Source organism: Fibrella aquatica (assembly GCF_041321135.1).
In the GTDB taxonomy this organism is placed as follows: domain Bacteria; phylum Bacteroidota; class Bacteroidia; order Cytophagales; family Spirosomataceae; genus Fibrella; species Fibrella aquatica.
On sequence record NZ_JBGGWF010000012.1, the window covers coordinates 83478 to 96729 of the forward strand.

Annotated in this window: 11 protein-coding genes; 7 read left to right on the forward strand and 4 right to left on the reverse strand. The window is 51.9% G+C overall.

Annotated features, from left to right (window positions below; translation table 11 throughout):
* Positions 1-72: 72 nt before the first annotated feature.
* Positions 73-1917 (reverse strand): glycoside hydrolase family 13 protein, encoded by a 1845-nt coding sequence (locus ACAW87_RS21555; protein ID WP_370725720.1) that lies wholly within the window; start codon positions 1915-1917, stop codon positions 73-75.
* 42 nt (positions 1918-1959) lie between these two features.
* Complete coding sequence (locus ACAW87_RS21560) at positions 1960-2757, reverse strand: phytanoyl-CoA dioxygenase family protein (RefSeq protein WP_370725721.1); 798 nt, start codon at positions 2755-2757, stop codon at positions 1960-1962.
* 344 nt (positions 2758-3101) lie between these two features.
* Between ACAW87_RS21560 and ACAW87_RS21565 the strand changes: the two genes are divergently transcribed.
* On the forward strand, positions 3102-3953 hold the full coding sequence (locus ACAW87_RS21565; RefSeq protein ID WP_370725722.1) for a helix-turn-helix domain-containing protein: 852 nt from the start codon (positions 3102-3104) through the stop codon (positions 3951-3953).
* A 73-nt stretch (positions 3954-4026) separates the two neighbouring features.
* Here the strand turns inward: ACAW87_RS21565 and ahcY are convergent, their stop codons facing one another.
* Positions 4027-5337 carry an adenosylhomocysteinase gene (ahcY, locus tag ACAW87_RS21570; RefSeq protein WP_370725723.1) on the reverse strand — a complete coding sequence of 437 codons (1311 nt, stop codon included), beginning with the start codon at positions 5335-5337 and terminating at the stop codon, positions 4027-4029.
* Between the two features lie 248 nt (positions 5338-5585).
* Between ahcY and ACAW87_RS21575 the strand changes: the two genes are divergently transcribed.
* From ACAW87_RS21575 to ACAW87_RS21600, 6 genes are all read left to right on the forward strand, one after another.
* Positions 5586-7964: a PAS domain S-box protein gene (locus tag ACAW87_RS21575; RefSeq protein ID WP_370725724.1), complete on the forward strand. Its 2379-nt coding sequence runs from the start codon at positions 5586-5588 to the stop codon at positions 7962-7964.
* Positions 7965-8120: 156 nt separating this feature from the next.
* Complete coding sequence (locus ACAW87_RS21580; protein WP_370725725.1) at positions 8121-8315, forward strand: hypothetical protein; 195 nt, start codon at positions 8121-8123, stop codon at positions 8313-8315.
* A gap of 30 nt (positions 8316-8345) precedes the next feature.
* Positions 8346-8630 (forward strand): hypothetical protein, encoded by a 285-nt coding sequence (locus tag ACAW87_RS21585; protein ID WP_370725726.1) that lies wholly within the window; start codon positions 8346-8348, stop codon positions 8628-8630.
* Complete coding sequence (locus ACAW87_RS21590; RefSeq protein ID WP_370725727.1) at positions 8627-9832, forward strand: sensor histidine kinase; 1206 nt, start codon at positions 8627-8629, stop codon at positions 9830-9832. The genes ACAW87_RS21585 and ACAW87_RS21590 overlap by 4 nt, the downstream gene beginning before the upstream one ends.
* Entirely contained in the window at positions 9826-10917 is a 1092-nt protein-coding gene (locus tag ACAW87_RS21595; RefSeq protein WP_370725728.1) for a sensor histidine kinase, read from the forward strand. Before ACAW87_RS21590 ends, ACAW87_RS21595 begins: the two co-directional genes overlap by 7 nt.
* A 15-nt stretch (positions 10918-10932) precedes the next feature.
* A complete protein-coding gene (locus ACAW87_RS21600; protein WP_370725729.1) occupies positions 10933-11646 on the forward strand; it encodes a LytR/AlgR family response regulator transcription factor in 714 nt (237 codons plus the stop codon).
* 32 nt (positions 11647-11678) lie between these two features.
* Here ACAW87_RS21600 and ACAW87_RS21605 read toward each other — a convergent pair whose 3' ends face one another.
* The gene (locus ACAW87_RS21605; RefSeq protein ID WP_370725730.1) at positions 11679-13208 is read right to left on the reverse strand and encodes a M20/M25/M40 family metallo-hydrolase; all 1530 of its coding nucleotides are present in this window, start codon (positions 13206-13208) and stop codon (positions 11679-11681) included.
* Between the last annotated feature and the right edge of the window lie 44 nt (positions 13209-13252).

Below are 13252 nucleotides of genomic sequence, written 5' to 3' on the forward strand. Positions count from 1 at the left end.
TTTCTGTTGCGCTGCCTCTCAGTACAAATGGTAACGTAGTAGCGCAACAGAAAACAGCAGACTGTAAACCCCTTATTTAACCTCCCAAATCACCGCGCTCATGGCGGGAACGGATAGGGTTTGGCCCAACGGTTGCGTTTGGTTGGTCTGTATGTTTCTGACTGTTTTGTGGCCGGTCAATAGCTCGGCATAGTTGGCCACATCCAGCGTTTTGACCTCGCTGTTTTTGTTCATTACCACCATGATCTTTTGCGATGCGTTGTGCCGGAAATACACGTAGATGCCGTTACTGGCCGCGAAATGAGTCAGTTTGCCGGTTTGTACAACGGGCGTGCGCTGACGCCACTGTAACAACTGCTTCATAAATTGCTGGGCTTCCCGTTGCTGATCGGTCAGGCCTTGTCCGGTGAACGCGTTGGCTTTGTGGTCAGACCAGCCACCGGGCATTTCGCCCCTGATTTCGTCGTGCTGGTCGCTTTTCGGGTTAGTCATCAGCACTTCGGTACCGTAGAAAAACTGTGGAATACCCCTTGTCGTCAGGAGTTGAACCATACCCATTTTCCAACGGTCGAACTTTTCGTTGATCTGGGTGTAGAACCGGCTCATGTCGTGGTTGTCGGGGAAAACGACCAGATTCGTGGGGTTTTCGTAGAGGAAGTCCAGCGCCAGTGTCTGGTACAGCTTCATCAGGCCCTGATTGTAGATTTTATCATCTTCGTTCAAGGCCGAAACCAACGCGTTTTGCTGCGGGAAATCGAACATATTGGGCATGTACGACACGTAGCCATTACGGTTTTGCTTTCCCTTCTGCCAGAACGCGATAATCGCCGGGTTCATGGACCACTCCTCACCCACCATCGAAAAATTCGGGTATTCCTGCATCACCCGGCGCGACCATTCGGCCATAAACGCCTTGTCAGGGTACGGGTACGTATCCATACGAATACCGTGTAAATCAGCGTATTCGATCCACCAAATCGTATTCTGGATGAGGTATTGAGCCAGCAACGGATTACGCTGATTCATGTCGGGCATAGCGGATACGAACCAGCCATCGGCAAACAGTTTTTTGTCGTATTCCGAAGCGTGCGGGTCCTGGTTCGTTTCGCGGGAGTGGTTCGTTATTTTGGGTTTTTCCTGGTAATTGAGCCAGTCGTCGGTGGGCAGGTCGCTCATCCACCAGTGGCCCGAACCGCAGTGGTTCATGATCATATCGATCACCAGCTTAATGCCCTTTTGCTTCGCCACTTTCGACAGGTTCCGGTAATCGTCATTGGTACCAAAGCGCGGATCGATCTTATAGAAGTCAGTGCTGGCGTAACCGTGATACGACGCCTCCTGCATCTTGTTTTCAATCAGCGGATTAATCCACAAAGCAGTAAAGCCCATGTCGTTGACGTAATCCAGGTGATCGACAATACCCTGAATATCACCACCATGGCGGGTGTCACGACCCGTCCGACTGGCAGGATCTGGCATGTCGGGTACGTTGTCGTTGGCCGGGTTCCCGTTAGCGAATCGGTCGGGGGTGATCAGGTACATGACGTCGGCTGGTGTGTAGCCCTGCCGTTGGGCGGAATTTGCTTCACGCGCTTTTAGCTCATACTGATACGTGAACACGGACTGACCGTTTTTCAGAAACTGAATCGGGAACGTACCTGGCTTTGTACCGGGGCTAACTACCATGTCGATGAACAGGTAATTCGGGCTTTTCACCTTTGTCACCTTCGCCACTTTCACCCCGGCATAGGTCAATTTTGGTTGCGCCTCAGCGATGCCTTTCTCGTGAATCAGCAATTGCAGGCGGGTGTCTTTCATGCCTACCCACCAAAAGGCAGGTTCGACCCGCTGGGCGATCAGCGTGTAACTGGTAATGAGTAACAGTGAAGCGGCTAACAGCAGGCGGCGTGTAGTCATGACGAAGTTTTAAGGACTTTAAAATTACTCGATACCGGGCAATCAAGACAGCACCGGATTCAATTCGGTATTGATCTCCTCGCCTATCTCGGCACCGGGGCACCAGGTATGCCAGTCGTTTTCCTGATTTTTGTTGATGGGCTGTTGCAGTTTCATGGCCTTATCCATGTAGATCACGGTCATCACCTTCCGCATCTGGTCGGTTACGTTGGCCCCGGCGCGGTGGAACACCCAACCCGAATGGAAGCTAACTTCGCCCAGATCGAACGGCTCGATGACGTGCGCAAAGTCGGTGACGCGCAGCTTGGCCGCGATAAGCTTTTCACTGTCGTCGCCGATACTCAGCTCCCGGCCTTCCACGATCTGATGGCTACCCGCGCTGAATTCGAGTGGCCCCATTTCGAGCGGAACGGGCTGAAGGGGAATCCAGGCGGTAACGGTTTTGTCGCTGCTGAGTGGCCAGTAATATTGGTCGGCGTGCCAGGGCGTGATGCCACCGCCACCTTCCTTGAAGAGCGCTTGGTCGTGGTACATCCTGACGCCGTCTACCTGCATCAGATCGGCAGCGATTTTGGCGAGGCGCTTGCTGAATACGAATGCTTTTACGTCGTCGTTTTCGCGCCAGAGATTGAACAGTTGCAGAAACGCTTTTCCGTAGGTATCCCGCTCATTTAGGGCGGTGGTCACAGTATTCATCTTCGCCACCTGCTCGCTGATGACGTCATTGTACTGAGCCAGGGTATCGGCGTCGAATACGTTTTTGAGCTTGATGAACCGGTTTTTCTGATAGAAATCGATCTGTTCGGGACTGAGTGCGTAGGGCGTGTCGAGTAGGTTCATGGATCTACAGATTTGACAGGGATTATGCTGCCAGACAACGTACCTGACAACGCCACAAAATTGCCCAAAATGCTCAGTCCCCCGTTTTACATATTTATGCCGTAATTATTCAGATATTACCAATATTAGTTACGTTTAAGGGAAGGATTGGTAATATGTTGGCAGAATTGGGGTATGTTGGGGGTGAGTGTGTTGCTTCTTCTAGGTAAATTGCTTTCGCGCTGTAGTGGGCTGACGCGTGGCCCTTCGACAGCGCGAAAGCAATTTACCAGAACGCACAAGCAACGTACCCAGAAGAAGCAATACGCCCTCAGAACCAGCAAGCACTCGCTCTTTCACTCTCTATGAAACCATCACTCGAACGCGACATTTCCAACCTACCCCATGCCTCGTTTAAGGCGTTTCGGCTGTATCAGCCTGCGTTTGAGTCGCACTGGCACTATCATCCTGAATTGGAATTGGTGTATTTCGCGAAAGGGAAAGGTGTGCGGTTTATCGGCGACGACATTTCGCTCTATGCCGAGGGCGATCTCTTCCTGATCGGCGATAGCCTGCCGCATACGTTCGTCAGCTACGACGAGGAAGCTACGCCGTTGGTCGAGGCGTTTTGCATTCAGTTTCCGAAGGGAATTTTCGAGTCATTTGCGGAGTGCAAACCGCTACAAGCCTTTTTCGAGGAAGCCAAACGGGGTATTGCCTTCGCCGAGCCCGACGATATCGTAATCGAAAGAATTCGGGAGGCCGTGCAGGCCACAGGTACGTTGGCGTTGGTCAGGCTGATCGAAGTGCTTGATCTGTTAAGCAACGTACCCGAACGAGTTCCTATTTTGCAGCAGGACTATGAACGTCAGGCTACATTGGCCGATGCGTCGACCCGTATCCGAACGGCCATTGACTACATCAATACGCATTATCAGCGGTCTATTTCGCTACAGGAGATCGCGCAGACCTGCCATTTTTCGCCAAACGCGTTTTGCCGGTGGTTTAAACAGCACATGGGCCTAACGTTCATCGATTACCTGAACAAGGTTCGCCTGACGCACGTCTGCCAGTTGCTCACCTCAACCGATTTACCCATCAGTCAGATCGCCGTGCAAGCCGGTTTCGACAACATCAGCACGTTAAACCGCCTTTTCCAGACCAAACTAGGTACATCGCCGGGGAAATACCGGAATCAATTAAGAATTAAGAATTAAGAATGGCTCTGCTAAGGCACCATGTGGTACTTCGGCAGAGCCATTCTTAATTCTTAATTCTTAATTCTCAATTCTAATACCGGTACAGCTCCGATTTGAAGGGGCCTGATACTTGTACGCCGATGTAGTCGGCCTGATCCTGGCCCAGTGGCTCCAGACGGGCACCTACGTGAGCAAGGTGCATGGCAGCAACTTTCTCGTCGAGTTTCTTAGGCAGCACGTATACTTTGTTTTCGTATTTGTCGGGGTTTTCCCACAGTTCGAGTTGCGCCAGTGTCTGGTTGGCAAACGAGCACGACATCACGAACGATGGGTGACCCATGGCACAGCCCAGGTTCACCAGACGACCTTCGGCCAATACGATGATTTCTTTGCCATCGATCTCATACATATCAACCTGTGGCTTGATCTGGCTCTTGGTGTTGCCATAATTCTCGTTCAGCCACGCCATATCGATTTCATTGTCGAAGTGGCCGATGTTACAAACGATCGACTTGTCGCGCATGGCTTTGAAGTGACGATCTTTGATGATACCGATGTTACCGGTAGCCGTTACGAAGATGTTGGCGCGGGTTACAGCCTCATCCATTGGAATCACTTCATAACCGTCCATAGCCGCCTGAAGCGCGCAGATCGGGTCAATTTCAGTCACCAGCACGCGGCAACCAGCACCACGCAGCGACTCAGCCGAACCTTTACCTACGTCGCCGTAGCCAGCTACAACAGCCACTTTACCAGCCAGCATCAGGTCAGTTGCCCGACGGATAGCATCGACCAGCGACTCACGGCAACCGTACTTGTTATCGAACTTCGACTTCGTTACCGAGTCGTTTACGTTGATAGCAGGTAGGTGCAGCGTACCGTTCTTCATGCGCTCATAGAGGCGGTGGACACCGGTCGTAGTCTCTTCAGACAGGCCTTTGATGCCCGCGATCAGCTCAGGATATACGTCGAACACCATGTTCGTCAGGTCACCGCCGTCATCAAGGATCATGTTGAGGGGCTGACGGTCTTCGCCGAAGAACAACGTTTGCTCGATGCACCAGTTGAACTCTTCTTCGTTCATACCCTTCCAGGCGTACACAGGAATACCGGCCGCAGCAATGGCAGCGGCGGCGTGATCCTGCGTTGAGAAGATGTTACACGATGACCAGGTTACATCGGCACCAAGAGCCACCAGGGTCTCGATGAGAACGGCCGTCTGGATCGTCATGTGGAGGCAACCGGCAATGCGGGCACCTTTCAGCGGCTGGCTTGGACCAAACTCTTCACGCAGGCCCATCAGGCCGGGCATTTCGGCTTCGGCCAGGCGAATTTCTTTCCGGCCCCACTCAGCGAGGGCGATGTCCTTAACTTTGTAGGGGACGTATGTTGACGTTTGCATATCGATTAAACGACGTCGGTTGGTTGATTACAATGATCTATTTTTCCATAAATCAAAAACGACCTTGTTTATTCCGTGTTCAGGCCGCTTCTTAGGAAAGTACAAAAATACGAATAGAATAATTAGTAAGGGGTAAGAAGCGTGAATTAAGGCTTATCAGCAATAAGGCACATACCAACTAGTTGGTTAGCCATGAAACATTTTTAGCCTTTCTCTATTTACTCGTTAGCAGCACGACGGCACACATTATGGCAGATGAATACCGAAACGAGAAAAAAAACCTGGCATTTACCGAGCCTTTAGATGTAGATGGGGCCATTGAGGCAGCTCGGATCGGCGTTTGGGCAATCAACCCTGTTACTAACCTTGTTACCTGGGATGATCGGTGTCGAATGCTTTTTGGGGTGCCTGAATCGATTCTACAAATACCATATGTAGAGCTATTAAACTACGTTCATCCTGAGGATGTAGATCGACTAAACGAAGCAGTCAGGCACGCACTACAGCCTGAGTTGGGCGGCAACTATGACGTCACCTATCGAACAGTAGGAAGTAAGGATGGCTTATCGCACTGGGTACGGTTTATAGGGAAGACGTATTTTACAGACTTAGGCAAACCATATCGACTGACAGGCATTGCCCAGGATATGACGCAGGATATGCAGCTTCGCCAGCAGTTTGAAGCCAGCGAAAACCGGTATCGGCACCTCACTGATACTGTGCCAGCCATTCTCTGGATCACCGAACCCGATGGCAATTGCACTTATCTGAATAAACAATGGTATGCCTATACGGGCCAAACCAGCGAAGAGGCTGAAGGCTTTGGCTGGCTCGACGCTACACACCCTGATGACAAGCCCGAGACGAGCCGACTTTTTTTGAAGGCCAATCAATTACAACAATCTTTTAGCGTACTGTACCGGCTACGCGGAAAAGATGGCAACTTCCGATGGTCGCTCGATAAGGCGGCACCCCGTTTTAGCACAACTGGTACGTACGAAGGCATGGTAGGTACGGTGGTGGATGTACACGATCAGATCATTGCCGAAGAAGACAGACAGAAACTCAGTTCCCTGATCGACGCCAGTCATGAATTTGTGGGACTGGCCGCTATCGATGCGTCGGTGGAGTATGTTAATCCGGCGGGGTTAACTATGCTGGGTTGGGATTCGTTTGAGGGAAAGCGAATTCTGGATTGTATTCATCCAGATGACAGACTATTGGCCGAGAAACTGCTAACCGACTTACTACTAGAAGGCCACTTTTCGCACGAAATGCGCTTTCTAAATGCCAAAACCGACGAAATTTTCTGGTTACAGTGGAACGCAGTAGCTCTGAAAGGCACACATTCGGATGACATTATTGGGCTGGCTACCATTAGCGCTAACATTACCGAGCGCAAAAAAGCCGAACAGTCGCTGGCCGAAAGCGAAACCAAACTCCGTTCTGTTATCGAAACGGCCCCCGCCGCCATTGGTCTGTTTGTGGGGCGAGATCTGCTTGTGGAGATGCCCAATCAGGCTTTTATCGATATCGTCGGGAAAGGCCCCGACGTGGTTGGCAGACCCCTTCGGGAGGTGATGCCGGAGCTGGAAAGTCAGGCATTTCTGCAAATTCTGGATGATGTGTACACGTCGGGCGTCATGTTTCAGAGCTTCGGCACTCAGGTCGATATTGTGCAGCATGGCGTAATGACCCACAACTTTTATAACATCACCTACACCCCCCTGCGCGACGATCAGAACAATGTTTACGCCATTCTCGACATCGCCATTGATGTTACGGAACAGATAAAAGCGCAGCAACAACTAGCCGACAGTGAAGCCAGTTTGCGCGTACTCTCCAATGAACTCGATCAGCAGGTTCGGCAACGTACCCAGCAACTTCAGGATACGATTCAGGATCTGAGCCGATCAAACGAGAACCTACAGCAATTTGCTTACATAGCCAGCCACGATTTGCAGGAACCGCTCCGCAAGATTCAGTCGTTCGGCGATATACTGCAGAATCAGTATCGCGATCAGTTGGGAGAAGGCGTTGATTACCTGCAACGAATGCAGGCCGCCGCCAGCCGTATGTCGGTACTGATTAAAGACTTACTGGCCTTTTCGCGCATTTCTACCCGCCAGGAAGTGATTAACCCGGTTTCGCTCGAGCAGGTTATGCATAACGTACTGAACGATCTGGAGTTGACTATCGCCGAAACCGGAGCTAGTATCAGCATTGATTCGTTACCCATTATTAAAGGCGATGAAGTACAATTGGGTCAGTTATTTCAGAACCTGCTCAGCAACGCCCTCAAATTCCGGAGAGCCGGTACTGCGCCTGTCATCCAGATCAGTTGCCGGCACCTGCTGTCGACTGACCTGCCGGCCTCGGTGAAACCCGCCCGACAAGCACCGGCTTACTTGTGTATATCGGTAACCGACAACGGTATCGGGTTCGATAATCAGTACCGCGATCGTATTTTTCAGGTATTTCAGCGACTACATGGCCGCAGTGAATTTGCGGGAACTGGCATTGGGCTAGCCATCTGCGAACGGGTAGCAACCAACCACGGCGGAGCCATCACCGCCCATAGTCAGCCCGGCCAGGGAGCTACGTTCAGCGTGTATTTACCGGAATAAATTGGGTTTACCTTTTCCTGTTCATCCCAAAGTTCAGCCCGTTCTTCCCAAAGTTGGCGGGTCTTGGCCCATCCATTTTGGGGCCAATCGGTAGCGCCGTAGGTTTGATTCGTCAGCCAGTCAGACCAATGACTGCGCCACTTAACGACCACGCTTATGAACCGCTCATCGACATTGAAAACCGTTGCCTGGAATTTCATTTGGGTCTTGATTTTCCTGGGGTCAGTTTCGGCTGTGACCACCATTCGGCAACGCATGCGCGAAACCTGGCAGGCCGACACGGTCAAACAGACGCTGGCTAGCGACGCCGTTCAGATGGCCCGCTTCACGCGAAACGTGTTAGTACCTTAGCTTCCTGAACCCGCCTAGACTCTTACGTAAATGAATACGTCACCCAAAAAAACCGACCACCGTTTCCGCTTCCTACTGATCGGTGCCGCGGCTGTCTGGGTCTTCCGGGGCCTCGATCTGATTACCACTGGCCTGGGGCGCGGCTACCTCTGGGTAAAGCACCGGTTTCCCCTGTCTGACCTTGAGGCGATCAACGAACTGACGTTTCCACAGTGGCTACGTATCGGCATGTTTTTCGTAGGGATTTTCATGCTGTACACCCAACTACGGACTAAAAAGGAGAATAACCCCACCACGCCGGAAACTGCCGAATGATACCAACGCCTAACACTAGTCAGCCCGCCATGAACGCAACGTACCTGACCAGTCGGTTTTGGATAAGCTGGAAAGCCCACTGGCCGCTGTGGCTGGGTGCGTTGGGCGTACTCTGGCTGGGTACGTCGCTGCTAGCCGCACCGTTGACCGACTGGCTTACCACATATGCGCAATCGGCCGAAAAAGTGATCATGCGCACCAACGACTCTGCCGTGGTTCAGGACATTGTAAAGGGAACCAAAGATGGCTGGAACGAAGGTCACGAGTTGTTGAGGATTGGTCCAATCGGTTCGTTCTGGTATCTGGTCTGGACATTGCTTGTGCCTGTGCTATTGCTTCTATGTAGCATCGGCTACTACATCTACTGGCATGTGGCCCGCAACACCCTATTCGACATGAGCACAATGGGTAAGCTGGCCTTCGTGGTCTTTTTCGGACTCATTTGGCTTGTCTGGCAAGCCGTAGTCATCAGCGGCATAACCCACAGCGGCCCGCTTACCGCGAAAGTGAATATCGACTCGGCACTACCTACCCTGGCGTTTGGCTTCTGGCTCATCCAATGCCTGATTATGCATGTTTTCGTTCGACAAAAAGAGCAACGCGAGCTGGTTCAGAATGCCCGCCTTGCCGAATTGGCGGCCCTAACTGCACAGGTGAACCCGCCATTTATTTTTCACGCGCTCCAGCATTTGCAACGAGCCGCCATTGATGAGCAACTACCCCGCACGGCGCAAAGTCTGGAACAGCTAACGGGTATTATGCAGTACGTGCTGGAAGAGTCGCGGAAAGAGATCACCGAAACTGGGCAGGAAATTGGCTTCATTCGCGATTACCTACGGCTACAACAACTCAGGCTTCCCCAGCGTGACTCCATTCAGATTAGTACCGACGTGGCCTGGGATGGTAAGCCTGCGCCCATTGTACCCTTGCTGCTTAATCCACTGATCGAGAACGCCTTCAAATACGGCATTAGCATTCAGCACCCTTGTTTCGTCACTGTTCGGCTGCACGTAACCGAGGGTGTCCTCTCTTTTTCGACCGAAAATAGCATTCTTCCCCGCACTGATCTGGAAGCCGGTACCGGCATGGGCCTGCGCAACGTACGTAAACGATTGCGGCTAGCCTATCCCGATCGCCACAAACTGACCATCACCGAAAAACCCGACCGCTACCGGGTAGACCTGCATCTGAGATTATGCTGATCTGGATAAAATCACTCGTCAACCGAATTCCCCGACCCGTTCAACGCATCTGGCTGGCTTACAACGTCTGGATTATTCTGGTGCTATCGGTAGTCGGACTGTGGCTGTTAAACGGCGAATGGCTGATCAATAGCTACCTGGATCCAACTGCAGGTTTTAGAAAACTGGATGAAGGGGGTAGCTTTCGAGCCGGTGCGTTTGTAGGTTTCATAGTTGGGAGACTGGTATGGCATCCATTCGTTACCCTCGCCTGGCTTGGCCTGTTCTGGAGCGTAGCAGCGCTGCATTACCGGTATTTGTTTAACCGGCTCAAGAAAGTTACCTGGCAGAAACTAGTTCTATACGCCATACTGCTTTGGGCCTCGAAAGATGTTGTAGCCGATCTGCTGACATTCTGGCTTCACGACGAGCATCGGGCCAGCTACGGATTAGCCAACACATTCATGATCAGCAACATACTCTACACCTTCTGGAGTTATTTCCGCGACAGTCGAAAAGCGCGGCAACAGCTTACCGAACAAACTACACAGGCTGAGCTGGCAGCCTTAAAGGCGCAGATCAACCCCCACTTTCTGTTCAACTCGCTCAATAACATTTTCGGAACAGCCCTCACCGAAGGCGGGCAACGTACCCCCGATGGTGTACAGCAACTCTCACGGCTGATGCGCTACCAACTGGAGAAAACCCAGACTGAACGTGTCGATATTGACCTTGAACTACGTTTTCTGGATGAATACGTACAGTTTCACCGTCAATTAATGCCCGACCCCTACGCCCTGACGCATGATTTCGACTGGGACGAGCAGCCCATTCAGATGGCCCCCCTCCTGCTTACACCCCTTGTCGATTATGCGTTACAACATCGGCAGGCAGGCAAAAACGTACCTATCCACAGCCGGTTGTCGGTGCAAAAACAGGTTCTACATTACCAGCTAACGTACCCGGCCAACCCAACCGTTAACGTCGATCATGAGTTGAACAACGTAGACCAGCGGCTGACCACACTGTATCCGGGCCTGTACACCCTGAAAAGCCTCGAACACGACCAATTAAATACGCTCAGCCTGACCATCAACCTGACCTAGTAGGCCAATTTTTCTATGCTCACCTGCATTGCCATCGACGACGAACCCATTGCGCTGGATGTCATTAAATTCCACGCTAACAAGGTGCCCTTTTTAGACCTCAAAGCTACGTTTGTCAACGCGGTCGAAGCGCTAACGTACCTGAGAACAAACCCAGTCGATCTGGTCTTTTCGGATATCAACATGCCCGATATTACGGGTCTCGACGTGGCCCGGCTACTCCCGCCTGGTACGTTGTTCATCTTCACCACTGCCTACGCCGAACATGCCGTGAAAGGGTTCGAGCTAAACGCGGTCGATTATCTGGTGAAACCCATCGACTTTGGCCGGTTTTTGCAGGGCGCCAACCGGGCCAACGACCGCCACGCCGCCGATATCCGTCAGGCAAGCGGCCAGCCGACCGAAGCGGCAAAAGCAACCTCGCCAACGTTGTTTGTGAAGGATGGATACGATTATGTCCGAATCGACCTGGATGATCTGCTCTTTGTCGAATCAGACGGGAATTACCTGACCTTCTACGAGTTCGACAAGAAAGTGGTTACCCGCATGACCATCGCCGAAGCCCTGACCCAGCTACCCGCCGACCGGTTCATGCGCATCCACAAATCGTTCATCGTCAACCTCGATCAGATCGACAAGATCGAGCGACACCAAATTCTGATGGCCGACAAACGACCCGTTCCGCTCAGCCCTACGTACCGCGATGAGTTGCTGGCACGGTTCAAGTAACGCGGACTTTAGTCGGGGACGCCTAGTCCGCGTTACAGCTGCATCAGGGCAACGTAGGTTTCCAGGCCGTCCCACAGATTCTGGAGGCGCAGGTTTTCGTTTTCGGCGTGCTGATTGTTGTCGTGGTTGGCAATAGGAACAGTAATCGTTGGTGTTTTCAATATCTGGTCAAACAGGTAGAGCGGCAAGCTTCCACCCAGACTTGGCTGCAACACAATATCGCCGCTAACAGTCGATTGCACCGCTTTCACTACCGTTTTGGCAATGGGCAAATCCATGCGGGTACGTTGTGCATTGTAGCCTGATTTGGCCACAATACGGGCAATGCGCGGGTATTTAGCTCGTTCTTCATCCGTGATACTTTCCTGTTGCGTTACATAATAACCCTGCGCCACCACGTGATCGATTACCTTTTGTACCTGTCGCTGAGCATCGTTACCCAGCACAAGACGCAGGTCAAGCGCTGCCGTAGCTGAGGTAGGAATGACGTTGGCGGCCAGCTTTCCTACGTTAGCACTGGCAAACCCATTTATGTTGAGCGATGGTCGCATCAGCAGTTCGGCTAGTGGTTTGCCGCCGCCTTCAGCTACGGTAAAGCCCAACTCTTTCTTCAGTTGTTCGTCTACCGGAGGAATTTTGGCCAGTGCCTGTTTCTCCAGATCGGTCAGGGGCGTTACATCATCATAAAAGCCCTTTATCAGCACGTTGCCGTCGTCATCTTTCATCGAGGTCAGAAGTCGGGCCAGCATCATGGCGGGGTTGGGAGCCCAGTTGCCATAGTGACCGCTGTGCAGTGGGCGTTTAGAGGCGAACACTTTCAATTCCAGGTTAATATCCCCTCGCACGCCGAACAGCACCTGTTTACGTCCCGTCTGATGTACCGGGCCGTCGCAGATAATCCAGAGATCGCTTTTTAACTTGTCTTTGTGGCGCTCCAGAATTTCGCCCAGGTGCACAGATCCTGCTTCTTCCTCTCCTTCAAAAAAGAATTTCAGGTTGGCCGTTGGCTTAACGTTCATCGTCAACATGGCTTCGTAGGCCGCCAGAATGGCAAACACGCCCGCTTTGTCGTCAGACGTGCTACGGCCATAAATCCGCCAATCGGGATTGATAGGCTCGCCCGCTTTCGGCATCGTAATAGCCTGGCCACCAGCATCGAGTGAGGCGCTGTAAAGCACCGGCTCGAAAGGCTTCAGCCCGTTGGCCCACTGATTGGGATTTACGGGTTGGCCGTCGTAATGTGCATAAAACACAACGGTTTTTGTGGCACCCGGTACCATCACTTCGCCGTAAATAGCGGGTGGAACTCCTTTTGTTTTCCCCTCGAGCCTCTGTGGTTCTATGCCTCGCCTCTTCAGCATAACGGCCACATAATCGGCTGTTTTCTGAATACCCGCGGTATCATATACGATGTTTGGCAAGGCTAGCAGGCCCATAAATTCGGTGAGTAGCCGACGTTCGTTTTGCTGGCGATAGGTACGTGTATTCAACGTTAACTCACTTTGGGCGTGAGCAATGTTTGTAAGAAGCAGTGCAGTTAACAGGCGTATAAGGTGTTTCATTCGTAGTGGTCGGTCAGTTCTGTCGAAAATACGCATTTAGAGCG